This is a genomic window from Bradyrhizobium liaoningense (assembly GCF_018130785.1).
Taxonomy (GTDB): domain Bacteria; phylum Pseudomonadota; class Alphaproteobacteria; order Rhizobiales; family Xanthobacteraceae; genus Bradyrhizobium; species Bradyrhizobium liaoningense_A.
Map to the genome: position 1 here is coordinate 1 of NZ_JAFCJT010000024.1, position 23866 is coordinate 23866.

Annotated in this window: 18 protein-coding genes; 9 read left to right on the forward strand and 9 right to left on the reverse strand. The window is 64.5% G+C overall.

The genetic code is table 11. The features are described from left to right. The first annotated feature begins 827 nt into the window (after positions 1-827). Entirely contained in the window at positions 828-1100 is a 273-nt protein-coding gene (locus tag JQ627_RS31760) for a hypothetical protein (RefSeq protein WP_212488304.1), read from the forward strand. Positions 1101-1202: 102 nt separating this feature from the next. Continuing rightward, entirely contained in the window at positions 1203-1409 is a 207-nt protein-coding gene (locus JQ627_RS31765; protein WP_249143560.1) for a hypothetical protein, read from the forward strand. A gap of 352 nt (positions 1410-1761) precedes the next feature. On the opposite strand, the gene JQ627_RS31770 is transcribed toward JQ627_RS31765, so the two are convergent. The 3 genes from JQ627_RS31770 to JQ627_RS39560 form a co-directional block, all read right to left on the reverse strand. Beyond that, the gene (locus JQ627_RS31770; RefSeq protein ID WP_212488305.1) at positions 1762-4977 is read right to left on the reverse strand and encodes an adenylate/guanylate cyclase domain-containing protein; all 3216 of its coding nucleotides are present in this window, start codon (positions 4975-4977) and stop codon (positions 1762-1764) included. A gap of 593 nt (positions 4978-5570) precedes the next feature. Next, positions 5571-5759: a hypothetical protein gene (locus JQ627_RS31775; RefSeq protein WP_212488306.1), complete on the reverse strand. Its 189-nt coding sequence runs from the start codon at positions 5757-5759 to the stop codon at positions 5571-5573. 49 nt (positions 5760-5808) lie between these two features. After that, a complete protein-coding gene (locus tag JQ627_RS39560; RefSeq protein ID WP_283817150.1) occupies positions 5809-5943 on the reverse strand; it encodes a hypothetical protein in 135 nt (44 codons plus the stop codon). A 454-nt stretch (positions 5944-6397) separates the two neighbouring features. Between JQ627_RS39560 and JQ627_RS31780 the strand changes: the two genes are divergently transcribed. The 4 genes from JQ627_RS31780 to JQ627_RS31795 all read left to right on the forward strand — a co-directional run bounded on the left by JQ627_RS31780 (position 6398) and on the right by JQ627_RS31795 (position 10090). Beyond that, complete coding sequence (locus tag JQ627_RS31780; RefSeq protein WP_249143561.1) at positions 6398-7357, forward strand: AraC family transcriptional regulator; 960 nt, start codon at positions 6398-6400, stop codon at positions 7355-7357. Positions 7358-7454: 97 nt separating this feature from the next. Next, positions 7455-7745 (forward strand): hypothetical protein, encoded by a 291-nt coding sequence (locus tag JQ627_RS31785; RefSeq protein WP_212488307.1) that lies wholly within the window; start codon positions 7455-7457, stop codon positions 7743-7745. Positions 7746-7874: 129 nt separating this feature from the next. Next, positions 7875-9080 (forward strand): NAD(P)/FAD-dependent oxidoreductase, encoded by a 1206-nt coding sequence (locus JQ627_RS31790; protein WP_212488308.1) that lies wholly within the window; start codon positions 7875-7877, stop codon positions 9078-9080. Positions 9081-9172: 92 nt separating this feature from the next. Continuing rightward, positions 9173-10090: an MBL fold metallo-hydrolase gene (locus tag JQ627_RS31795; protein WP_212488309.1), complete on the forward strand. Its 918-nt coding sequence runs from the start codon at positions 9173-9175 to the stop codon at positions 10088-10090. 239 nt (positions 10091-10329) lie between these two features. On the opposite strand, the gene JQ627_RS31800 is transcribed toward JQ627_RS31795, so the two are convergent. Beyond that, a complete protein-coding gene (locus JQ627_RS31800; RefSeq protein ID WP_212488310.1) occupies positions 10330-11631 on the reverse strand; it encodes an MFS transporter in 1302 nt (433 codons plus the stop codon). Between the two features lie 126 nt (positions 11632-11757). After that, the gene (locus JQ627_RS31805) at positions 11758-14187 is read right to left on the reverse strand and encodes an EAL domain-containing protein (RefSeq protein WP_212488311.1); all 2430 of its coding nucleotides are present in this window, start codon (positions 14185-14187) and stop codon (positions 11758-11760) included. Positions 14188-14474: 287 nt separating this feature from the next. On the opposite strand from JQ627_RS31805, the gene JQ627_RS31810 reads away from it, so the two are divergent. Beyond that, on the forward strand, positions 14475-15641 hold the full coding sequence (locus JQ627_RS31810) for an ABC transporter substrate-binding protein (RefSeq protein ID WP_212488312.1): 1167 nt from the start codon (positions 14475-14477) through the stop codon (positions 15639-15641). 89 nt (positions 15642-15730) lie between these two features. Here the strand turns inward: JQ627_RS31810 and JQ627_RS31815 are convergent, their stop codons facing one another. The 3 genes from JQ627_RS31815 to JQ627_RS31825 are packed head-to-tail and all read right to left on the reverse strand — an operon-like array spanning position 15731 to position 19614. Beyond that, positions 15731-16708 (reverse strand): hydroxyacid dehydrogenase, encoded by a 978-nt coding sequence (locus JQ627_RS31815; RefSeq protein WP_212488313.1) that lies wholly within the window; start codon positions 16706-16708, stop codon positions 15731-15733. A gap of 13 nt (positions 16709-16721) precedes the next feature. Further along, positions 16722-18575, reverse strand: a complete 1854-nt coding sequence (locus JQ627_RS31820) for a TRAP transporter large permease subunit (protein WP_212488314.1) — start codon at positions 18573-18575, stop codon at positions 16722-16724. Positions 18576-18582: 7 nt separating this feature from the next. After that, a complete protein-coding gene (locus JQ627_RS31825; RefSeq protein ID WP_212488315.1) occupies positions 18583-19614 on the reverse strand; it encodes a TRAP transporter substrate-binding protein in 1032 nt (343 codons plus the stop codon). A 426-nt stretch (positions 19615-20040) separates the two neighbouring features. Here JQ627_RS31825 and JQ627_RS31830 point away from each other — a divergent pair, with 426 nt between their 5' ends. Then, positions 20041-21528 carry a caspase family protein gene (locus JQ627_RS31830; RefSeq protein WP_212488316.1) on the forward strand — a complete coding sequence of 496 codons (1488 nt, stop codon included), beginning with the start codon at positions 20041-20043 and terminating at the stop codon, positions 21526-21528. Positions 21529-21735: 207 nt separating this feature from the next. After that, positions 21736-23403, forward strand: a complete 1668-nt coding sequence (locus JQ627_RS31835; RefSeq protein ID WP_212488317.1) for a SulP family inorganic anion transporter — start codon at positions 21736-21738, stop codon at positions 23401-23403. 6 nt (positions 23404-23409) lie between these two features. Here JQ627_RS31835 and JQ627_RS31840 read toward each other — a convergent pair whose 3' ends face one another. Further along, positions 23410-23772, reverse strand: coding sequence for a hypothetical protein (locus JQ627_RS31840; RefSeq protein ID WP_212488318.1), 363 nt, complete (start codon positions 23770-23772; stop codon positions 23410-23412). Positions 23773-23866 lie beyond the last annotated feature (94 nt).

The window sequence follows — 23866 nt, forward strand, 5'->3', positions numbered from 1 at the left end:
GCTCATGCTTTGCGCATTGCGTAGCGTAGGAGTTGCGTTGAGAGCGTTAGGGGCGGCGGATCAAAGCCGGTCGGCCTGACCGAATGGCCGAAAGACATCCGTCGGTTACAGCCGACTTTTGCAACAAAATCGGCCAAATCCGGACATCAACAGGACAATGCCAAAGACATGACAGCTTGTCGGGCGCGTCTTTGCCTTGCCTTGATCCCTACCTCAATCCATCCCGCCAATGACGCCAAGAAAGGAACCACCGAAGAAAGAGGCAACAAGCATCATCAGATAGGTCGTCGCGGTGGGACCAAGTTCTGCCTCGTGTTGAAAATGATGAAATCCGAGCAGCCCAAGCAGACAAAACCCCGCGCAGATTGTCGGCCAAAGCGCCCGCCGCCGTGCTGCGAGCCGCTGGGCCGGTGTAGCCCACTGAGGCTGTGATAGAGTTCTGGATCGACGAAGCGATACCGTGGCACTCACGACTACCACGATCAGACAGGCAGTGAGGAAGTACATCATACACTATCCTTAACGCCAACCGTGACCATCTCGAAGGCCACAGGCCGAGCCAATAGCGTGAATTGATTGCCACAACCCTAAATCGATAGAGAAAACGTCAGTCGCAACGGAGTGCTATAGCTGGCAGTGTCCTGTCTTCTTGACGCGCCGCTCTGGGTCAAAAGCGGCGGTCGAGGCAAGCGCGGCCCTACGTCCGGTCCACCGTCCTTCGGCTAAGGGCCGGAAGGCACAGTAGGCGCCCTTTGCAAACGCGAGATGCAGCTAATTCGAGCGATTTGAGCAAGAGTGCTTGCAGATTTCTATGCGAACAGGTTGGAATGGTCTGGATCATTGCTGTTGCGTTCTTAGGCTTTTGCTGGTGGCGCGTAACACGCGCTCGCGAACGGACTGCTGAACTGACAGCAGCGGGGATTTTGCGCTCGCCCTTGTACTGGTTGTCGAACTCGCTGGTCGGCCTGTTGTTAGCGTTAGTGCTCCACATCGCCCACATTCAATCGCCCGTTCCGACCTTCCTCTGGCTCGCCGCCCTCGCAATCATTGTCGCTTTGCTTTTCCTGCGCCGCACGTTGAAATGGCGCTACCCCGTTTGAATTAGCTGGCCGGAGTTTCTCAAGGGCACGTTCTATGCTGATGAACAGATCAGGGAAGCAATTGCGGCCTTGGAGAGCTACTCTCCAGGTATTTGGGAAATCATGAAGAAGATGGCATTGGTCGCAGATCCTTCCACGGACGAACATGCAACAGAGCAATCCGTCATCGTCCGCGCACTTACCGTCGTCTTGCCCAAGGTATCGTTCGTCGCACAGGCCCAGGACCCATTCGAAGCCCAGAACCTTCTGCTTATAGACTTGCGCAAGGCCATTTGGGCCGAAGTCGATGCGGCCAGGAGCGGTTCTTAGAGCGCAACTATACGTCCACAACGGGTCAAAGGTTGACCTCGGCATCTTGCAGGAGCTTTGTCCGTTCACCGTCTAGCAGCAGACATCGCGGTGCTCGCAGGGATGGTCAGCTACGGGCCACATCCGGACTCACGCAGCGCAACAAGATACGCACTCAGCCGATCACTTTATCAGTGCGCGCGAGTACCATCGGGAGTCGAACCTTGCAATTCGCTTCGAATTGCGCGGCGCTTCATTCGGCTAACTTTGTGCGTCGGCGCCAAGTTCGAGGCTATGTCCTGCGATTGGTCGAATCTTGGCTTCCAGGCTCCGCGCATCACCGGCTCCAACGGTCCGATCTTGGGCGCCAACACTAGTTCAACACTCTCACCAGATCATCAGCCTCGCTCAGATCGCGGGAAGTTTCCGCGGATGCGAATTTCGCCCGGGTCGATATTAGCAGGTCTCGTGCCTCAGTGCGTCCGTCTGCGCTCTCGCCTGCGCTGACCAGGCGCGCGATGCTGATCGCCGTGCGCAATTCCCAACCGACCGCCCCGAGCTTCCTGGCAGATGCAAGCGAGCGCTTGAACAAGCGCATGGCGGCCCGGTCGTCCCGCGATGGATCGCGACACAGCAGCGAGCCGTGGATCCGGTAAATCTCGGGAGCAGCCCAGCGCTCGCCGGTTTGCTTCACCAGGGCCTCAGCCGAGGCAGCGAAGTTTCGAGCCCTGCCCATTTGCCCGATCCGTCCGAATTCCGTGGCAAGCAGAATTCGATAGAGCGGCATCTGGATGCACCGGTTCTCGGCGGGTAGCTTATCGAGCAAGCCGCATAGCTGCTCGAGCACATCCGGCGCGGGGCCTCGTGCCGCCAACGCTGCGGTTGCCCACAATGGACCGATGACCCGGTACATCGGATAGCCATACTCGTCAGCGACCTTCAGACCACGCTTCACGCTGGCAAGGTTCTCCGCAAGGTCACCCTCATACCAGTGATCGGCGACGCCGAGAATGGAGGCAAAAGCCACCATGAACGGATGTCCGATCTCGTTCGCAAGCTGCCGCGCCGTCACGCAGCACTCTCTGGCTCGGCCGGGCCGGCCCAACAGCCATTCAATGTGTCCGGAATAGACGAGCGATACAATCAATGGATCATGCTGATAGATCTGGACCAGCTTGCCGTGCTCGCGCGGATTGTAGCGAGCGCTGACCAGAGCCGCGAGCTCACTCGCCTGCTGCAAACGACCGAGGAAAAAATTGGCGATCACGGCGGCGGTGTAGGCCATGAGGGCGGCCTCGTCGTTGCGCCACTCTTCTGCCCGCCGGACGAAATTTTCCGCGTGTTCGAGGCCCTTGGTGAGCTCGCAGTTGACCAGCTTGGCTATGGTACTTCCCCAGAGCACCGTCGCCTTCTCGCGAATGGTGCCATGGCTCGCGCAAAGCTCGAGTGCACGACTGTAGGGGCCATAGACGTTCGGGTCGGACCATCCGGCGTTGGCTGTGTACGCCATCGCCAGATTGGATTGCAGTCCGATTTCAGCCTCGAAGCGCCGTGGCGACGCCGGCATCTTGGATATCAGCGAGAGGCCTTCGCGAAGGTGAGCCACGGCTTCCTTGGTAGCAGATCTGCGCAGCGCGGATTTGCCAGCCTGGAGCCAGGCCTCGATCGCCTCCGGAATGTTGCCTGCGCGCGCATAATGATAGCCTAATACCGCCGGCTGGCCGCTTTCTTCAATGGAGGCTTCCTGGAGCAGCCACGATGCCACGCGCGCATGGAGTTCACGCCTTTCCTCCATGAGCAACGAGGAGTAGGCGACTTCCTGTATCATCGCATGTTTGAACGTGAAGACCTCGCCTTGAGGTTCCTTGCTGCGATACACGATCCCCGCTTTCTCGAGAGCTCGCAACGCCTGTGGCAGCGTTTGGCTCTTATCCGGAAACACGTTGAAAATGCCTTCATAGTCGAAACGCCTTCCGAAAACGGAGGCGATCTGGGCGACGCGCTTGGCAGGACCGAGACGATCAAGGCGCTCCATCAGGGAATCGTGAATACTTGACGGCACCAGGGGTTCCGGCAACTTCGGCGCAGGGCTTTCGGCGGCCAGCGGGACCGCACCGGCATCGACGACGGCCCGCGTGAACTCCTCGACAAAGAGTGGCACGCCGTCGGTCCTTTCCACGATCTGGCTGGTAATCTGGCGCGGCACGAAATCGCTGCCCGCGACGGCTGCGACCATCTGCTCGCATTCATGCGCCGCCAGCTTCCGGAGGGGGATCCGTCTAATTGCCGTGCTTGACAACCAGTCGGCCTTGTAATCATCGCGATGCGTGATCAGGACCATGATCCGCTCGCCAGGACAGCGAGCCATCACGCGCACCAGCAGTTCGATGGTGGTCGGGTCCATCCACTGGACGTCCTCGACGATCCCGAGGATCGGCTGCTTGCGCGAGGCGGCGACAAGAGCGTCGACGAACACCTGAAACGCACGCTCGCGCTCCAAGGGAGATCCGAAATCCGCGGGCTCGTATCCCGCGCATGCGGGGATCGATAGCACCGCCCCGTAGTAACGAAGCGCCTGCTTGAGATCGGTGACGGCGCTCGCCAACAGCGCTTGCAGTTTTGCCAGCGCGAGTTCCGCGTTGTCGGTCTCGTGGATGCCAGTCGCGCGTATGAGGCGCTCGATTTCCGGGGCAAGCGGCGTGTTGATGTGGAACGGTGAACATTGCAGCGACAGAACATCACGCGGAGACGCACCGAGCGAACTGCGGAACTGGCGGATCAAACGTGACTTGCCGATGCCGGGCTCGCCGGAAATGACGCCAACTTGCCCCGAGCCGGCGAGAGTCTGCCGCCACATCTCGGCAAGTAACGCACTTTCGCTGATTCGGTTTATCATCGGGGCAAGAGGCGACCTCCGCGCGCGGTCGAACCTGCTTTCGTTTGACCCAAGCGCCTCTGCACGCCAAGCCTCGACCGGCTCCTCCACGCCCTTGAGAGCTTGTCGGCCAAGCGGCGCATAGCTGAAGGTTCTGCGGGTCAGATCGTAAGTGCTCGAGCCGACTACGATACCGTTCTCACTCGCGAGTCCTTGCAGGCGGGCAGCGACATGCGCCGTACTGCCGAACACTTCCCGTCGATCGGGGGGCTCGCCGGGCACGCTGCCGACGACGACGACCCCCGTGTTGACCCCGATGCGCACGCCCAGGCGAACGAAGCTGCCGTCCGATAGCAGAAACTTGTGTTCCTTGATCGCCGCGGCAATCGCCAGAGAGGCGCGGACCGCGCGCTCAGGATCATTTTCATGGGCTTGCGGGACGCCAAAAAATGCGAGTAACCCGTCACCAATCATTCTCGCGATATGACCGCCGTAGCGGCGAATCTGCTCGTCGCAGATATCGCGGTAAGTTCTGATAATCGCGAAGAACTCCTCGGGATCGATCCGCTCGCTCAGGGGTGTCGAACCGACGATGTCGATAAATGTCACGGTGAGCTGGCGGCGTTCGGCATGCGGAGCCTCATTCTCGACATTCGGCGGCCCCTGTGTCCGCTGAAGTCCGCCCAAACGATCGGGCTTCGGCTCGCTGCTCATGACCCACCAAGTTCACTTTCCGCCGTACTTGCCGCGAGGCAAGATAGACGGTGAGCCGCATCCAGTTGACGCTGCCGAGCGGACCGTGCCCAGGCAGACAGTTCCAGGGATTGAATACCATGTGCTCGCAGTCGTACAGCGCATTCTGCGTCAAACTCTTGAAATGGCAGTGCTTCCCAGGCGCGCTTTAGGACGGGTCCACGGCCGCGAAGCGTCCCTGACGTCATCCGACGTGACGGCGTGCCGTACCCTTTTGGAGAAATCGAACACGACGTCATCGCCGCCTTCTTGCGTGCGCGGGTGCGGATCCCTCGCAAGCGATTCCTGAAGAAAGCTTTTCGATGGGCCCAAAACGCAGACGTCCACCATCTGATATCCTCATTCGACCATCGGGGGGACCGACCAAAATAGCGCACGACCTTGTGCTCGCCGATCTCGGCTTCGGGTCAAGCTCGGAAGTCGGCGGGTCCATGGTAGATGGTCTGCTCTGCCACTGTGAGCGGACATCACCGGATCCGCGGTTCAGGTCCGCGAGGCCACGAGCGGAAGTTGCTGGTTTGGCTGTATGAGCAAGATCGCCAACTGAGGCGGCCTTACTTGCTTTTCTGTTCTAGGGCGTTTTGCAAGTTGGCAGATTGAGCAAGTACGGTGGCGCTTTGGGCTAGAAGGCGATAGCTGCGCTCCATGGTATCAAGGCGTTCACGGATGAACGGGTCGGTGGCGCTGCTCTTTTGTTCGGCTATCCGATCTGCAAGGTTGAGATATTCGGCCGGGGTTTTCATAAGGCCAGTCCTCCCAGATTTGTGCCCCGCACTGGCCGCCAATTGCGCCTTACTTCTCTGGTTTCGAATGCATCGCCAACTTCTGGGCCTCGTACTGTTTCGCCAAACCATCGAGGGCTTCGTTGGTCAGCTTATCGTTCGCCCGCTCGGCGAGTTCTCGATAGTGCTGGAGCTTCTCGTCCAATTGAGCGCATCGATTGCACATGATCGCCGCCCTGCAATGGACGACAATTATCATATGTTAATTTTGTTCCCTAAGCGACTTAGATCACTCCACTTTCGAACTTGGGGTCGGAAACAGGCCAGCGCATAGGAACGAACCGCGACACGGGTACACTTCAGGAACGGGCGGCTGTTAGTCCGTTATGAGTCAAAATCGGCAATACTCTGATTGAGGAAAGAATGTCTGCTTAGACCCCAAAAGCCGACGTCTGCTCCTTTATGAGTACACGCCCTAGCGTTCGTCGACACCTCATTGCCCGCCCCCGGCGTGCATTCGTGAAAGCCCGCGCCGGCCCGGAGCAGGATCAGGCAAAGCAAGGCCGCTTCAGGCAAGACGACCAGCCGTCGCAGCGCATAGAACGCTCCCGACCCGTACTAATACGGACGACCGATCAGAGATCAGCTGGAGCCAAGCCATGACCGGGAGCACCGCACTCATGCGCAATCCCTCACACAAGGGACTGCCAGCCGTACCCGGCGCACAGCCGGACGACAGCGCGACGTCCGAGCGGCGCGCCGCCGACGCGGAGATGGCGCGCGTGCTCAAGACGCGGCCGCTTCGCATGGCCTCGGATTCTCAAAGCGGCGCCATCGCCTATTGGAAGCACGAGGCGCTGCACGACGTCGTCGAACCCATGGCCGATCACGTCATCATGACGTATCCCGCCGGCTCGCAGGCGCTGGAACGGCGCACGGGAAAGACGGCCGCGATCTCAACGGCGCGTCCCGGCGTCGTGACGATCATTCCGGCCGGCTCGACGTCGCGGTGGGACATTCACCGGCCCATGCATGTCGTCCAGCTCTACCTTCCGCAAAGGACGCTTCTGCGCATCGCCAATGAGGCCAATACCGCAAGCTCCGACGACCTGCAGGAAAGAACCGGCCATCCCGACGCTATCACGTCGCGCCTGCTGCTGAGCGCGGCAGACGCGCTCGACGGCAGCGCCACGCTGGACACGCTGTTCAGGCAGCAATTGACGGATCTTCTCGCCACCCGCCTGTTGGCCGCTCATGCCGGTGTGCCGGCCACGCCGCAGCCGATCATCGGCGGACTGTCACCATCGGTCTTGCGCCGCGCGATCGAACGCCTGCGCTCGGACAGCGATGCGGATGTCTCGCTCTCGGCGCTGGCTTGCGATGCCGGCCTGTCTCGCTTTCACTTCTGCCGTTCCTTCAAGGAAAGCACCGGACTTTCGCCACATGCCTGGCTGCGCCAGCACCGGCTCGAGCAGGCAATGAACATGCTGCGCGATTCGGACGAGTCGGTCGTCTCGATCGCCGCGGCGCTCGGCTATGCCTCGCAGACCGCCTTCGCCGCGGCTTTCAAGAAGCTGACGGGCGAGACGCCGAGCGATTGGCGCAGGCGGGTGCGTTAGCAGCAATCTCTCGACAGGGACGGCAATCGCTCTGGGGCAGTCGACGATCCGGTTCGCTAAACATCGCAACGTCACATCATGCGGACGGAGACAAACGATGGACTGGAAACGGCTCGCGATTGCGCCACGGCGGAAGGCCGTCTCGACGGCGCTCATATACGGACTCTCACTGACTGTGCGTTTCACCTCGCCGACGGCCGAAGAGGCAACGCCGCAGGCCGCGCAAAACGCCAATGCCTCGACGTCGATCCTGATCGATCGGAGCTGGCCCAACAAACCGACGCTGCCGATCGCCCTGCGCGGCTGGCCACTGGGCCCGCGAAGCTGCCGCGCAGGATGTGAAGGCCCCGCGCTGCTGTCCTCGCTGCCGAACTGCATCGCACCGTAAGGGCCCGGCAGTCTCCGTCTCACCTCTCCGCGTCATCACCGATCGCAACGGCTCCGCTCGCATCGGGCGGCGGCGATGGCGCGCGTTTCGAACCAAGCAAACCCAGAACCAAATCCAGGAATCAACAACATGCGACTGCTCATCATTGGCGCCGGCTTCGCCGGCATGTACGCCGCCCTCTCCGCCGCCCGCCTGCGCGACATTCAGGGCGCCTCGCCGGAGGAGCTTGAGATCGCACTCATCGCACCGGAGCCGACGCTGGTGGTCCGCCCCCGGCTCTATGAGCCGAAGCCGGAAACCCTGACGGCGCCGTTGCTCGATGTCCTCAAGGCGATCGACGTCGACTACATCCAGGGTAGCGCCGAGACTGTCAACACCGAAGCGCTGACGGTGCAGATCTCGACGCCCAAGGGCACGCGCAAGACCCTGTCCTACGACCGTCTCGTCGTAGCCACCGGCAGTCGCCTCTTCCGACCCAACATTCCCGGCCTTGCCGAGCATGGCTTCAGCGTCGACTCGCTCGACGATGCGGTTGCCCTCGACAAGCATCTGCATGGCCTCGCCGACCGGCCGGCCAGGAACGGACGCGATACGGTCGTCGTCGCCGGCGGCGGCTTCACCGGCATCGAGGCGGCAACTGAATTGCCTGCACGCCTGCGCAATATCTTCGGCAAGGAGTCCAGAACGCGCGTGATCATCGTCGAGCGCAACAGCGCGATCGCTCCGGACATGGGCGAAGGCCCCCGCCCGGTCATCGAGCAGGCGCTGCGCAAGCTCGGCGTGGAGACCCGGCTCGGCGCCGGCGTTGCCTCGCTCGACAAGTCCGGCGTGACGCTGTCGACCGGCGAACACATCGAAACCGAGACACTGGTCTGGGCAGCCGGCATTCGCGCCGCGCCTTTGACGGCGCAGATTCCCGCCGAGCGCGACAATTTCGGCCGGCTGCTGGTGGACCGTGATCTGCGCGTGGCTGGTGTCGCCGGCGTCTTCGCCACCGGCGATGCCGCGCGAGCCGCATGCGACGACGAGGGCAATTACGCGCTGATGTCGTGCCAACACGCCACGCGGATGGGCGCCTTTGCCGGCAACAACGCCGCCGCCGAACTGCTGGGCGTCCCGACCAGGCCGTATCACCAGAAGGCTTACGTCACCTGCCTCGACCTCGGCGAAGCCGGCGCGCTGTTCACGCGCGGCTGGGAACGCAAGGTCGAGATGGTCGGCGACGTCGCCAAGAAGACCAAGCAGGAGATCAACACCGTCTGGATCTACCCGCCCTGCGCTGAGCGAGCCGTCGCGCTCGCGTCAGCCGATCCGGAACGTGTGACGAGCCTCTAGGGGCACGCAACGATGACGGCCGCACTTCCCTGGCTGCGCGGCCTGCTCAACCAAGACCAGCCGGGAGCCCTACCTTGAAACAGGAGACAAACATGAACCTGCACAACACCTCATACCCCGTGACATCGGGAGCCGAAGAGCTCGTTCCGTCGCGCTACGCGCTGAAGGTCGGCGAGATTGACGTGCTGGTGGTCAGCGACGGGGTGCTGCCGCTGCCAACCACGATGCTGGCGCACAACGCCGACCCAGCCGTCCGGGCGACTTGGCTGCACGACATGTTCCTGCCGCAGGACGCTTTCGACTGGGCGCTGAATGCGGTCGTGGTCCGCAGCGGCGGCAAGACCATCCTGATCGACGCCGGACTGGGGTCCGACCCGGACCTGCATTTGCCGCGCGCCGGCCAGTTGATCAAGCGACTGGAGGCCGTCGGCATCGATCTTGGGTCCGTGACCGATTTGGTGCTGACCCACCTGCACATGGACCACATTGGCGGGCTGCTCGTCGACGGCGTGAAGGAGCGGCTGCGCCCGGACCTGCGGATCCACGTGGCGGCCGCCGAGGTCAAATTCTGGGAGGCGCCCGATTTCTCCCAGACGGCCATGCCGCCGGGCTTCCCGGACGCGCTTCGGGCAACCGCCAAGCGGTTCGTGAAGGAGTACGGCAGCCAGCTGCGGCAGTTCGATGAGCAGCACGAGGTTGCGCCGGGCGTCGTCGTCCGTCGCACCGGCGGTCACACCCCTGGACACAGCGTGGTTCGCGTGGCGTCCGGCGGCGACGCACTGACGTTCGCCGGCGACGCCGTGTTTGCTGTCGGGTTCGACCAACCCGACTGGCACAACGGTTTCGAACACGACCCCGAGGAGGCGGCACGCGTTCGGGTCCGCCTGTTGCGAGAGCTTGCCGAGAGCGGCGAGATGCTGGTGGCGACTCACATGCCGTTCCCGTCCGTCGGCCATGTCGCGGTCGCCGGCGACGCCTTTCGCTGGGTGCCGGTCTTCTGGGATTACTGACGGCTTGCTGCGTTAAGGCCAAATCAGGGCGCGTGCTCTTGGCGTAATGAGTTCGCGCCCTGGTTTCCACACTGCCGATCGAGCCGGCGACAGAGGCAACTATGCTGCCCCCCTTCGCCGCGCCGCGACCGGCCGGCACGATGTCGAGGCGGCCCAGCATTGCCCTCGTCTGCTCGGCGCAGTGCTCGATCAGCCAGCGTTCGAATGCGACCGGCGGAAGCGCAGGCGCGCAGAGCAACCTATTCAGCGCCGGTTCCCGCGGGAATCCTGTGCAGCCGGCCCGCGACGGCCCGCACCTTGCCCGGCGAGGCCCGCCATACCGCCAGCGCCGACAAGCCGCTCACGGCCATGGCGATGACGAAGGCGAGCGTGTAATCGCCGGTGCGATCATAGAGGAGACCCGTGAGCCAGGGTCCGGCGGCGCCGCCCGCCAGGGCTGCCAGCATGATCATGCCGAAAATGCTGCCCTGGTGCCTGCCCTGGAATATCTCGAACACCACGGCACCCATGATCGAGGTGAGGCCGTAGCCGAGCGCGCCTTGCGTGAACACCATGACGTAGACCAGCCACAGCGACGGCTGGAACTTCAGCGCGGTCAGCGCTGCGAAGCAGATCGCAAAGCCCGCGCAGCTGATCGCCCACACCGCCTCCCGCCCGATCCGGTCGGAGACGTGGCCGAGCAGGATCTGGCCGGGAATGCCGAGCAGGCTGACCACGCCGAGCGCCCACACCGCGACGCCGGGACTGAAGCCGATGTCGAGCAGGAATTTGGTTTGATGCACCTGCACCGCGTACCAGATGTACAGGCCGGAGAAATAGCCGACCGCGATCCACCAGAATCGCGCCGTCGCCACCGCACGTTTCAAAGTCCAATCGGTATTGACCCAGTCGTGGTCGACGACGTTGGAGACTGGCTTTGCAGCGCCCCCGGCCGGTGCGGCATCACCGTCCGGCTGAAGCCCGATATCCTCGGGACGCTTGTGCAGAAAGAGGTTGATCGGCGCCAACACGATCAGGATCATCAGGCCCATCGCGGTGCAGGCGGTGCGCCAGCCGGTCTGCTCGATCATGTGCTGCACCCAGGGCAGCAGCGTCACCGAGCCGATGCCGACGCCGGCGAACGCGATGCCGATCGCAAAGCCGCGCTTGCGGATGAACCAGTTCGGCAGGAACAGCGATTGGCCGGAATAGCCGAGACAGACGCTGCCGGCGCCGACCATGACGCCGAGCGTCAGGTAGAGATGCCAGGGCACGCTGGTGAGTGGGGCGAGCAGCATCCCCCCGCCCATCAGCACGACGCCGAGCTCCATCACCGCGCGCGGGCCGGAGCGGTCCATCAGGCGGCCGATCAGCGGGCTCGCCACGGCGGAAGCGATGAATCCGAAGGAGAAGGCGCCCGCGGTGACGCCCCGCTCCCAGCCGAACTCGGAGAGGATCGGCGGAAAGAACAGAGAGAAGGCGGTGCGCGCGTTGACGCCGATGGCCATGGTGACGAAGGTCACTGCGACGACGACCCAGCCGTAGAAGAACGGAAGACGCATGATGTGCTTATTTCATCCCTGGATGGTGCTACCGACCATCCGGGGCTGCCCTGGTCAAGCGATTTTCGCGAATGTATTTCTTGGCGGGACGCAGAAGCTGCCACATCGTCATGGCCGGGCCTGCGCTCAGGCCGCGTCGCGCTGCGAGGGCCGGACGGGCGCGTCGAACGTGATCTGGTCGACCGGCTGCGGGCGTCCGAACAGATAACCTTGCGCAAAATTGACGCCGAGCACCGTCAGCCGCTCGAACTCCTCAGCTGTCTCGACGCCTTCGGCAGTGACCGACATATCGAGTCCGCGCGCGAGCGTCACGATCGAGGCGATGATCGCGGAACTGCGCGGCCGATGCGTGAGGTTGCGGATGAAAGACTTGTCGATCTTGATCTTGTCGAACGGGAACGCGGTCAGATAGCTCAGCGAGGAATAGCCGGTGCCAAAATCGTCGAGCGCCAGCTCGATGCCGATGTGCTTCAGCCGCTCCATGAAGGCAAGGTTCTCGACGCCGCGCTCCAGCAGCACCGATTCGGTGATCTCGATCTCCAGCCGATGCGGCGCCAGGCCGGAATCTGCCAGCGCCGCGCAGATCGTCTCGAACAGCTCGGCTTCCTTGAACTGGATCGGCGACAGGTTCACCGCAACCATGAGATCGCACGGCCATGCGGCGGCGTCCGCACAGGCGCGCCGCAGCACGAATTCGCCCAGCGGCACGATCAGCCCGGTCTCCTCGGCAAGCGCGATGAACTGGTCCGGCGGGATCAGGCCGCGGCTCGGATGCCGCCAGCGCACCAGCGCCTCGAAGCCGCGACGACCACCGCTGGCGACGTCCACGAAGGGCTGATAGTGCACTTCGAGCTGGCACTGCGCGATGGCGTCGCGCAAATCGCCTTCCAGCGTATTGCGAGCCTCGAGCTCGGCCGACATTGCCTCGTCGTAGATGGTGAAGCAGTTGCGGCCGGCCGATTTCGAGCGGTAGAGCGCGAGATCGGCTTTCTTCAGCAACTGCTCCTGGTCGATGCCGTGGTCCGGAGCGATCGCGATGCCGATGCTGGTGCCGATCTCGACGCGATGGCCGGGCAGCAGGAACGGTTCGGCGACCAGCTTCGCGATCCGCGCGGCGAGCTCGGTCGCGCAGGCCCGCTGATCGTCGCAAGCCTCCTGGATGATGGCGAACTCGTCGCCGCCGAGCCGCGCCAGCACGTCGGTGGCGCGCAGCGCAGATCTCAGCCGCAGCGCCACCTGGCGCAGCAGCGCATCGCCCGCACCGTGGCCGAGCGAGTCGTTGACGTTCTTGAAGCGGTCGAGATCGAGCATCAGGATGGAGAACGGCAGGCCCCTCACGCTCAGCTGGCTGTTCATCATGTCGAGCCGGCTGAGGAAGAAGGCGCGGTTCGGCAGCCCGGTCAGGATGTCGGTCTGGGCGAGCTCCAGCACCCGCCGGTTCGCCAGCGACAGCCGCCGCGAGTTGCGGCTTGCGAGCATGAGATAGGTTGCGAGCGACAGCGTCAGCAGCAGGCCGACGACGATGACCGCAGCCGCGCGGTCGTAGGCCGTCTCCAGCGAACCGCCGGCCGTCGGCATGGCGCGCACCTGCCAGTCGGTATCGCCGATCTTGAGGCTGCCCGACCAGTGCAGCGCGCGGGCGACGTCCCGCATCGACTGCGGCGACGTGGCGGCCGACGAATAATCCGGGAGGGTTTGTTCCAGGCTGACGATCTGTCCCGTGAAGGGCGGATAGACGTTCACACTGACCGCGGGGCTTGCTCCCGTGGTCACGCGAATGGACTGGATCAGCAGCGGCAGGTCGAAGACGCCGACAACGAAGCCCGCCAGATTGCGGCGCCGGTCCGCCACCGCCTCGCGGGAGGTCCCCTTGGCGTAGACGGGAATGGCGACGAGCACGTCGGGCTGCCGGCCGCCCTCCTTCGAGTCGTAGAGCCGCGTACGAATGGCGGCGACGCGGTCGTTGTCGCGCGCACGCTCGAGGGCCGCCCGGCGCTCCGGAACAGTCGCGTAATCCATGCCGTAAACCGACGACGTCTTCGGCTGGGTCGAGTAGAACACCGGGAAATATTCATCGGCTTGCGGCGCGGTCGCGAAGGCCTCGCCCTGGAGCGACTTGATGCGATAGCCGGACACGCCGTCCGTGGCCGCGGCGGCCTCGTATTCGGCGCGCTCCTTGCGGTTGACGCGCGGCAGCCAGGAGATGCGCAGCATGCCGGGATGACGTTCGAACAGCCGGGAGCTGAAGGTCTCGAATTCGCTGCGGGTAATTTCCTCGTTGGTCGATTCGAACAGCGTCCGCAGCGCGACGAGCCTGGAGATGTACTCGCTCATGCCGTTCTGCATGACGATGGCTTCGGTTTCGGCGGCGTTCTCGAACTCGATCCTGTTGACGCGGTCTTCCCAGCGCGCCACGGCGGCCGCGCCGACGAGCGAGAACAGAAGACCGACGCCGACTGCGACGAGCGCAGGGCGATAGAGTCCGAGCAGCGGCGCCGCGCGCCACCATCCGGTCCTACGTTCCCGATCCTGATCGTTCTGAACCCGACCGCCCATCTTGATCCCGCAAGTCCCCCTCGGCGCGGCAACCCACTTCTGGTTGAGCTGCCGGAACTGCTATCGGACAAGGATCGGGGTTAAGAACCGCACAATTTCAGAACCGGGTCGTCGCAGATTGCGCGGCTTAGTTAACGATTGGCCTGCACGCAGGGCCCATTGTGCGAGCAATTTGCCGCTTTTCCCCGGAGTCTTACGGAACACCGTTACATCATGGGTTAGCGAGCTGTTCAGGACGACGGGACTATCGTTTCCGGCAGGTATTCCCTCATCCGGCATGCATCCTCATGACACGATCGCGATCAGCGGCCTGCGTCGCATTGGCCGTCGCGCTACTCGCCGCCGCCAATCCTGCAGCGAAAGGCGACGAGGTCGGCGTCAGCGACGATGCGATCCTGTTCGGACAGGCCGCCGCGCTCGAAGGCCCCTCCTCCGCGCTCGGACAGCGGATGCGGCAAGGCATCGTCGCGGCATTCACCGAGATCAACGAAAAGGGCGGCGTCCACGGCCGCAGGCTCCAGCTCGTCAGCCGCGACGACGGCTACGATCCCGACCGCTCGGTGGCGCAGACGCTGCGGCTGATCGAGGACGACAAGGTGTTCGCGCTGATCGGCGCGGTGGGCACGCCGACCGCGATGGCGACGATCCCGATCACCAGTACCAGGAACATTCCCTTCATCGGTCCGTTCAGCGGCGCCGAATTCCTGCGCGACCTCGAGCTTGCGAATGTCGTCAATATCCGCGCGAGCTATGGCGCTGAGGCCGAGGCCTGGGTCAAGCACCTCACCGAGGATCGCCACTTCACCCGCATCGGCATCTTCTACCAGGACGATTCCTTCGGCCGCGACGGTCTCGCCGGCGTGAAGAGCGCACTCGCCAGGCGCGGCCTCGAGCTCGCCGCCGAAGGCACCTTCGAGCGCAATACCCGCGCCGTCGGCGCGGCCTGGCGCATGATCAAGCGCGCCGAGCCCGAAGCCATCGTCATGGTCGGGACCTACGGCCCCTGCGCGGAATTCATCAAGCTCGCGCATCGCAGCGGCTCCCATCCGACCTTCGTCAACATCTCCTTCGTCGGCGCCAACGCGCTCGCCAGGGAGCTCGGGCCCGACGGCGAAGGCGTCATCGTCTCGCAGGTCGTGCCGTTTCCCTGGGATCGCTCGCAAAAGCTCGTCGCCGACTACCAGGCGGCGCAGACGGCGTTCGACCCGACGCTGACACCGGATTTCGTGTCGCTCGAAGGCTATCTCTCCGGCCGCCTCGCAGCCGCGGCGCTGGAAAAGGCCGGGCCGCGGCCAACCCGCGCAAGTCTCCTGCGCGCCATCAACGACGTCGGCCGCTTCGACATCAGCGGTAGCATCGTCACCGTCGGCGCGCGCATGACCGACGCGCCGCCGAAGGTGTTTTTGACCGTGATCCAGAAGGACGGGACGTTCAGGGCGGTGGATCGGCTGTAGCTGCAGCAGGAGGTCGTCATGCCCGGCCATGACGATGCGGAAGCTTTGGTGCGCACAGCGACTGCATAACTTGCGTTAGCACTGCAGCTTCAAGGCCGCCGCGTCCAGCGCTCGGCGTTCACTGCGCCTTGTGGGACCTCGCCTTTGACGATCGCCTCGACCTGCCGCACCGTTTCCAGCGACTGGTATTCGATCGCCTGTGGCGTCAGACCGCCGACATGCGGCGTGGCGATGACATTTGGAAGCTTTGCGAGCGCCGGGCTCGGCATCTGATCGGGCGCCCGGCCGACGTCCATCGCGGCGCCTGCGATGCGGTTCTCGCGCAACGCGCGTGCCAGCGCGGCCTCATCGACGAGATTGCCGCGCGAAAGATTGATGAAGACGGCATGCTTCTGCATGCGCGCAAGCGCCGCCTCGCCGATCAGGTTCTCGGTCTGCTCGTTGGCGATCGCGAGGCAGACGACGTAGTCGGACGCACCAAGAAGCTCGTCGAGACTGACCTGTCGAATCGCGCTGTCGCTGACATCAGCGAAGGGATCGGAGACCAGCACCTCCATGCGCATCACCTTGGCGATCTCGGCGAGGTAGCGCCCGATGCTGCCATAGCCGATGATGCCGATCCGGCTGCCGGCGAGCTGGCGGCCCATCCGCGCTTCCACCTTGCGGCCGGCCTGGTACTCCGCCGTCGCCCGCGACACGCCGCGGGAGAGATCGACCATGAAACCGAGCGCGAGCTCGGCCACCGCCTGCACGAAGCCGGGACCTGCGCGGGTCACGAGCACGCCGGCTTGCGAGGCCGCATCAACATTGACGTTGCGGATGTCGACGGCACAGCGGACGAAGGCGCGCAGGCGCGGCAGTTGCGCGAAGATTTCGCCGCGCCCCTCGGTCATGCGGTCGGCGACGATGATGTCGGCATCATCAGCGGCGCGCACGAGGCTGGCCGCATCCAGCGCGTCGTCGCTTTCGTGCAGGATCACCTCGGCGGCCGCGCGCAGGCCGTTCAGGCTGCGGTCGCCGTAATAGTTGCGACGCATCTCCGGCGTATGGGCGAGCAGCACTTTCACGACGGGACTCCCTTCAGTAGCCGAATGCCCGCGGCAGCGCGGTCGAGAGCCATGGCACGAAGGCGATGACGAGCAGGCAGAGGAACAACAGGCCGAGATAGCCCATGATCGGCTTCACCGTCTGCTCGATCGGCACGTTCCCGATCAGGCACGCGCCGTAGAGTCCGAGCCCGAGCGGCGGCGCGAACAGGCCAATGCCCATCGCGATGACCAGCACGACGCCGAAATGCAGGGGATCGACGCCGAGCTGCACGGCGACCGGCAGCAGCAGCGGCCCGAAGATGATGAGCGCAGCGGCGCCTTCCAGCACCGAGCCCATCACGATCAGCACCGCGATCGCGAGCAGGATGAACAGCCACACGCCTGAGGTCTTGGACAATCCAAGCATGAAATCGCCGACCGCATGCGGTACCTGCTGCAAGGTCAGCGTGAACGCCAGCGACTGCGCCGCGGCGACGATGAACAGCACGAGCCCCGCGCGCGTCGCAGCCTGGACAAAACTGTGCGCGGCCGATTTGAAGCCGAGCTCGCGGAACACGAGACTGCCGACAACGAGCGCATAGGCTACGGCAAAGGCCGAGATTTCCGTGGCCGTGGCAAAGCCACTCTTGAAACCGAAGAAGATCATGAAGATCAGGCCGAACGAGGCGATAGCGCCGCTCCATAGACCCGACACCGGCATCTGCGGCTCGATGTCCTCCGCCTCCGCCGGTCGCTTGCCGAAGATGATGGACACGGCGATCAGGACCAGCGCCATCAGCGCGGCCGGCAGCAGGCCCGCGACGAACAGGCCGCCGATCGACAGGTTCGCCACGAACCCCAGGATGATCAGGTTGATGCAGGGTGGAATGGTTTCCGCCATCACCGCGGACGCCGCGAGCAGCGCCACCGCGCCGCCCGGGTTCTGCTTCGAGCGGCGCGCCGCCGGGATCAGCACCGAGCCGACCGCGGCGACATCCGCCATCTTCGAGCCCGAGATGCCGGAGAACAGCACCATCGAGGCGACCATCACGACGTTGAGCCCGCCGCGCATGCGGCCGACTCCGCGTTGCAGCAGCTCGATCAGGCGCACCGACATGCCGTTGGCTTCCATGAGGTAGCCGACGAGGATGAAGAAGGGGATCGCGAGCAGCACGAAATTGTCAATGCCGCGCGCCATCTGCTGGGCGAAGATCACGCCGGGCAGCGCGCCCTCGACCCAGATGAAGATCAGCGCGGCCAGCGCCAGCGCGAAGCCGATCGGCAATCCGCCGAACAGCGTCGCGAAGAAGCCGATCAGCATCAGCGTGCCCGCCGACGGCACCGTGGACGGCGACAGATAATCCCAGGCGAGGTAGAGGCCGGTGACGACGATGATGGCAACAAGGCCCCTGAGGATGTCGGGCAGCGGCCTGGCACAGAGATGATCGATCGCGAACACCGTCATGAACAGCGCGCCGATGCCCATCGGGTAGAAGGTCAGCTCCAGGGGCAGGCCGGATCCGGTGGTCTGGCCTGAAGTCAATGATCCCAGCTTGACCGCGTTGTAGGCGACATAGCCGGAGATCAGCACGATCAGAAGCGCGCTCGCTGCATCGACCAGCGTGCGCAGCCGCAGCGGCAGCAGATCGCGGAAGAAGGAAACGCCGACATTCTCGCCACGCGCGAGCGCGCTCGCCGCGCCGAAGAAGGCCGAGCCGACCATCAGGCCGCGCGCGACGTCGTCGGACCATTCGACCGGCGCATTGAAGAAGAAGCGCAGCAGCACGGAGGCGCACACCACCACGAGATCGGCGGCCAGGAGGATCGCCGCGATCCCGTCGCTGAGGCGAAGCAGCAGGGCGATGCTCCCGTGGCGGCCGCCCGAGAGGGGCACGGCGGCTGTCATCGTCATCTCAAGCTTGCGTCGCGCGGATGATGTCGATGACGGCCTTGGACTCCGGCCGCGCCTTGATGAAGTTCTCGTGCTGCGGCGCGACGCGCTTCTTGAAGGCCTCGCGGTCGCATTCGGCCACCGTCACGCCCTTCTCGGTCAAAGCCGTCAACGCCTCCTTCTCGACCGCAAGCCCATGAGCGCGCGTGTCGGCCGCGGCCTTCTTGGCGGCATCGAGGAAACCCTCGCGCAGCTTCGGATCCATGCGGTTGTAGGTCACGTCGCTGAAGTAGATCGCAAGCGGCGAGAAATTGTGCTGCGTCAACGCGTAGAATTTTGCCGTTTCGAAGAACTTGCTGGCCAGGATCGTCGGCGGATCGTGCTCCAGCCCGTCCAGCACGCCGGCCTGCAACGCCGTGTAGATTTCGCCGAATGCCAGCGGGGTCGCGGCGGCGCCCATCAGGCGGAGGCATTCCGTGATCACCGGATTCGGCAGCGTCCTGATCTTGAGGCCGGCGAGATCCTCCGGCGTCTTCACCGGTTTCTTCGCGAGCACGCTGCGTGAGCCGAAATTATAGGCCCAGGCGATGATGCGGATGTTGCCGCCCTTGAGCAGCGCGTCCTCGATCGGCTTGGCCGCGCCGGAATCGAACGCCTTGGTCTGCTGCGGGAAGCTCGAGAATAGAAAGCCGAGGTCGAAGGTGCCGACCAGCGGCACCAGGTTGGCGGAGATCGACGAGCCCGACACCATGAGGTCGATGACGCCGAGCTTCACCGAATTGATGACGTCGATCTCCTGCCCGAGCTGGTTGTCGGGAAAGAAGGCGACCTCGACCTGCTCGCCGAGTCCGTTGCCCTTCAGGTTCTTGACGAGGTTGTCATAGTAGACGCGACCGTTGGCGTATTTCGGATCGTTCGGCAGCGAGGAGGAGCATTTCAGCTTCAGCGTCGCCGCTTCGGCGCGGCCGATGATGGCAGGAGAGAGAACGAGGCCGGCGGTGACCGCCGTCGACGACTTGATGAACGTGCGACGGCTCACGGGCACGATGGTCATGGCGCGGTCTCTCCCCGAACATTCTTGTTTACGGCCGAGATCGCTGCCACGGCCTGTTGCGCGGACTGTATGGCCAAAGCGACGGGGCAGGCAAGGGTGCGGCCGGCCGCGGCAAAGCGGCGTGTTGCGAATGTCGACGGCATCGGTGCGCAGCAAAACAACCATGTTTTTCCGGGATTCTCGATCAGATCGGCCGGGGGCCCGATGTGCGAAAGGGCGCTTCGCGCAGCAGCAGGGATCAATCCAATTGGCGCATGGATCAATGCGCAATTCACATGGATGCCGCGAGCGCGTGCCCCTGCGGCTCCGGCAGCCGCCCTGCCCCATTTTGCCGCAGCTTGCAGCGTGATCCAGTGCACAGACAGACGCGTGGCGGCGACCTAGAAAGGTGACATCATCGTGCGCATTGCCGATGGAGGTGACACCATGCGCCGTCCAGTCCTTCGCAATTTTCTTCTTGCCTCCAGCCTTCTCGCGCTCACGCAATTGATGACGCCGACGGACGCCCACGCCGAGGCGCGGCTCGCACTCGTGATCGGTCGGTCGGCCTATCGCACGGTGCCGGAGTTGCCCAACGCCGCCAACGACGCCAGGGGCATGACGGAGCTGCTCGGCAATGCCGGCTTCACCGTCACCACGACGGCCAACCTGGCGCAGAACGAGATGCGCGCTACGATCTCCGATTTCGCCGCAAAGGTCAGCGCCAGCGGCGCCGACACCGTCGCACTGGTGTTCTATGCCGGCCACGGCCTGCAGATCGACGGCGAGAATTATCTGGTGCCTGTCGATCTCGATCCCAAGCGTGAGGCCGACATTCCGCTCCAGGGCGTGCGGCTGAACGATCTGCTCAACACGCTCGGCGCGCTGCCGACACGGGCGCGCATCTTCATGCTCGATGCCTGCCGCAACAATCCGTTCCCGGCGCTCAGCGGCGCCGGCCACGGGCTCGCGATCGTCGACACCAAGGCCGGCGCGCCCGGCTCCTTCATCTCCTATTCGACCTCGCCCGGCGCGGAAGCCGAAGACGGCTCCGGCGCCGACAGCCCGTATACCACCGCCGCGCTGACCATTGCCAAGCAGCCCAATTTGCCGATCGAGGAAGTGTTCAAGCGCATTCGCGTCGCCGTGGCGCAATCGACCGACGGGCGTCAGATCCCCTGGGAGAGCTCGTCGCTGACGACCGACTTCAGGTTCTTCGGCGAGAGCAGCAGTCAGCAGCCGTCCCTTCCAGGCGCATCGTCGATGGCGCTCGCCAGCGGCACGCGCAGTGTCGAGGACTGGCGCAGGGATTTGCAGGGCAAGGACGCCAGGGCCGCCTATGAGCTCGTGATCGCGGACGACACCGTGCCGGCGTATCAGGCCTATGTCGAACTGTACGCGCAGGCGTCCTTCACACCGCGCCTGCGCACGATCCTGGAGCGCCGGCGCCAGATGCTGGCCTGGGAACGCGCGACCGCGATCAACACCCGCGCCTCGTTCGAGGCCTATCTGGCCAATTGGGACAACAGCGACCTCGCCGCCACCGCGCGCAGATTGCTGCTCCGCGTGCAGAACCGCAACTATACGCTGCCCGTCGCGGGCGCAGCGGCCCCTGCTCCGGTCGCCGTCGCAATGGCCCCGACCTGCCCGTGCTCGGCGCCGTCGACACCGGCAACGCCGGTCAATCCGGCCGTGGCGCCCGTCATCAAGAAGCGCGTCGACGACACGCCGCCGAAGCGCAAGGTGGTCGAGACGCCGCCGAAGCCACGCCGGCCGCCGCCGGACGAAGTGGTCTACGAGCGCGCGCCGCCCCCAGGCCCGCCACCTGAAGCCGTGGGGGTCGGAATTGGTGTCGGGATTGGTCTCGGCATGGGCATGGGCGGCCGTGGCGGAGGCGGCTACGGACGCGGCGACTACAATCGCGGCAGGTACTGAGACCGCTCGCGCAATGCGGAGGACACATGTGCCCTCCGTCATTGCGAGGAGCCCTTGCGACGAAGCAATCCAGACTCCCTCCGCGGTGGGATTCTGGATTGCTTCGCTTCGCTCGCAACGACGACGGAGAGGCCACAGAGAACCAATCTTCCCGGAAATGCTGTAGTCTGATCTGCTGACGCCAGCCCTTCCGGGGATTCCATATCGATGCCGCACGACGCTCCCGCCAAGCATGCATGGCCGCTGTTCCGGTCGCTCGCGTCCTATTCCCTGCCCGGCGATCTCATGGCGGGGCTGACGCTGGCGGCGATCGCGATCCCCGAGCAGATGGCCACCGCGCGGCTCGGCGGCTTCGCACCGCAGATCGGCTTCTTCGCCTTCATGGCGGGCTCGCTCGGCTTTGCGTTGCTCGGCGGCAACCGCTTCCTCTCCTGCGGCGCCGACTCCACGATCACGCCGATCTTTGCCGGCGGCCTTGCGGCACTGGCCGCAGCCGGCTCGCCCGAGTATCAGGGGCTTGCAATCGCACTGGCGCTGATGGTCGGCGCGATGATGCTGGCCAGCGGCGCCTTCCGCCTCGGCGGCATCGCCAATCTTTTGTCGGTGCCGGTGATGGTCGGCTTCCTCGCCGGCATCTCCGTCCACATCATCGTCTCGCAAGTGCCGGGCGTGCTCGGGCTTCAGTCACCGAGCGGGCCGACGCTCGACCGCATCGGCGTGCTCGCGACCGAACTCGGCCGCACCAACCCCTTCACGCTCTGCATCGGTCTCGGTGTGCTCGCCGTGGTCTTCATCTCCGAGAGGATCAGCGCGAAGATTCCAGGTGCGCTGATCGGGCTCGTCGCCGCGACATTGGCCGTGATCGGCCTCGGTCTCGAGAGCAAGGGCGTCAGCGTCGTCGGCGCGGTGCCGGGCACGCTGCCGCGACCGACCTTGCCTGACCTTGCGCCGGAGCTGTGGGTGCGCCTGGTGCCGCTCGCCTTCGTGATCACGGTCGTGGTGATGGTGCAGACCGCCGCGACGACGCGGTCGTTCCCGTCCGATCCCGACAAGCCTGCCGACGTCGATCGCGACTTCCTCGGTGCGGGCGCCGGCAGCGTGCTGTCCGGCCTGTTCGGCGCGTTTCCGGTCAATGCCAGCCCGCCGCGAACCGGGATCGTTGCCGAGACCGGCGGACAATCGCAGCTCGCGGGCCTTGCGGCCGGGACAATCGTGCTGGCGCTGCTCGCATTCGGAACGGGGCTGCTGCAGCACGTTCCGGACGCCGCGCTCGGCGGCATCCTGTTGTTCGTGGCGCTGCGGATCATCCGGGTGAAGCAGATCGCCATGATCTATCGGCAATCGTTCAGCGAGTTCCTGCTGATCGTCGCCACTGCCGCGCTGATCATCGTGCTGCCGATTGAGCAGGGCGCCTTCCTCGGCATCGTGCTGTCGCTGCTGCACGGCATCTGGAGCACGACGCGCGCGCGGCTCGTCGAGTTCGAGCGCGTGCCGGGCACCACGATATGGTGGCCGGCGCATCCGCACATCACCGGGGAGCGCATCGCCGGCGTCGCCGTGATCGGGCTCCAGGCGCCGCTGTCGTTCCTCAACGCGCCGGGTTTTCGCAGCGACGTGGCGAACGTGCTCGGCAGGTCGACACCGCAACTGCTGGTGCTGGAGGCGAGCGGCATCGTCGAGATCGACTTCACCGCCGCGCAGATCCTGCTCGACGTCTTCAAGGCGTGCAGCGAACAGGGCGTCACCGTCGCGCTGGCGCGGCTGGAATCGGCGCGCGCGCAGGATGCGTTCGAGCGCTTCAGACTGTTCGACGCCCTCCCCCGTGACCACGTCTTCCACAGCGTCGACGAGGCTGTGCGCAAGCTGGCGAAATAATCACCTTCATTGCGCCAGGATGGGGTGATCCCGCTGCACCGCCTCACGAATCCAGCTGGCATGGATCGCGCGAAACAGGATCTGCGCGGTCTTGAGATCGTCCGCCTTCATACAGAGATCGACGATGCGACGGACCGCGGCGTCGCGCATCAATCCATCCGAGATCTTCATCGCGATTTCCATCGCCACCTTGGCCGCGCGCTCGTACCGCCCGCTTTCGCGCTTGTCGTTGCGCGCCGAACCGGCCGCGCTCGTGGCCGCGGCGTCACAGATCGCACGGATGCGCTCGGCGGCCTCGATGTCGCCGAGCGGTGCTTCGATCGTCTCGTCCCAGATGTCCGCCGGCTTCTGCTTCGCGAACCACTTCATCGCCCCGCCACCAATGGTCTTCCAGCCGCCGTCGCGCTTCCGCCTCGCCCAGCATAGAGAGGCTCATCGGGATCGGCGAGGCGATTTTTCTGCC

What these genes read in the sequence shown, in the direction of transcription:
- JQ627_RS31760 (WP_212488304.1), top strand. Translation starts at nt 828, where the DNA reads ATGGTCTGGATCATTGCTGTTGCGTTCTTAGGCTTTTGCTGGTGGCGC.
- JQ627_RS31765 (WP_249143560.1), top strand. Translation starts at nt 1,203, where the DNA reads ATGAAGAAGATGGCATTGGTCGCAGATCCTTCCACGGACGAACATGCA.
- JQ627_RS31770 (WP_212488305.1), bottom strand. Translation starts at nt 4,977, where the DNA reads ATGAGCAGCGAGCCGAAGCCCGATCGTTTGGGCGGACTTCAGCGGACA.
- JQ627_RS31775 (WP_212488306.1), bottom strand. Translation starts at nt 5,759, where the DNA reads ATGAAAACCCCGGCCGAATATCTCAACCTTGCAGATCGGATAGCCGAA.
- JQ627_RS31780 (WP_249143561.1), top strand. Translation starts at nt 6,398, where the DNA reads ATGACCGGGAGCACCGCACTCATGCGCAATCCCTCACACAAGGGACTG.
- JQ627_RS31785 (WP_212488307.1), top strand. Translation starts at nt 7,455, where the DNA reads ATGGACTGGAAACGGCTCGCGATTGCGCCACGGCGGAAGGCCGTCTCG.
- JQ627_RS31790 (WP_212488308.1), top strand. Translation starts at nt 7,875, where the DNA reads ATGCGACTGCTCATCATTGGCGCCGGCTTCGCCGGCATGTACGCCGCC.
- JQ627_RS31795 (WP_212488309.1), top strand. Translation starts at nt 9,173, where the DNA reads ATGAACCTGCACAACACCTCATACCCCGTGACATCGGGAGCCGAAGAG.
- JQ627_RS31800 (WP_212488310.1), bottom strand. Translation starts at nt 11,631, where the DNA reads ATGCGTCTTCCGTTCTTCTACGGCTGGGTCGTCGTCGCAGTGACCTTC.
- JQ627_RS31805 (WP_212488311.1), bottom strand. Translation starts at nt 14,187, where the DNA reads ATGGGCGGTCGGGTTCAGAACGATCAGGATCGGGAACGTAGGACCGGA.
- JQ627_RS31810 (WP_212488312.1), top strand. Translation starts at nt 14,475, where the DNA reads ATGACACGATCGCGATCAGCGGCCTGCGTCGCATTGGCCGTCGCGCTA.
- JQ627_RS31820 (WP_212488314.1), bottom strand. Translation starts at nt 18,575, where the DNA reads ATGACAGCCGCCGTGCCCCTCTCGGGCGGCCGCCACGGGAGCATCGCC.
- JQ627_RS31825 (WP_212488315.1), bottom strand. Translation starts at nt 19,614, where the DNA reads ATGACCATCGTGCCCGTGAGCCGTCGCACGTTCATCAAGTCGTCGACG.
- JQ627_RS31830 (WP_212488316.1), top strand. Translation starts at nt 20,041, where the DNA reads ATGCGCCGTCCAGTCCTTCGCAATTTTCTTCTTGCCTCCAGCCTTCTC.
- JQ627_RS31835 (WP_212488317.1), top strand. Translation starts at nt 21,736, where the DNA reads ATGCCGCACGACGCTCCCGCCAAGCATGCATGGCCGCTGTTCCGGTCG.
- JQ627_RS31840 (WP_212488318.1), bottom strand. Translation starts at nt 23,772, where the DNA reads ATGAAGTGGTTCGCGAAGCAGAAGCCGGCGGACATCTGGGACGAGACG.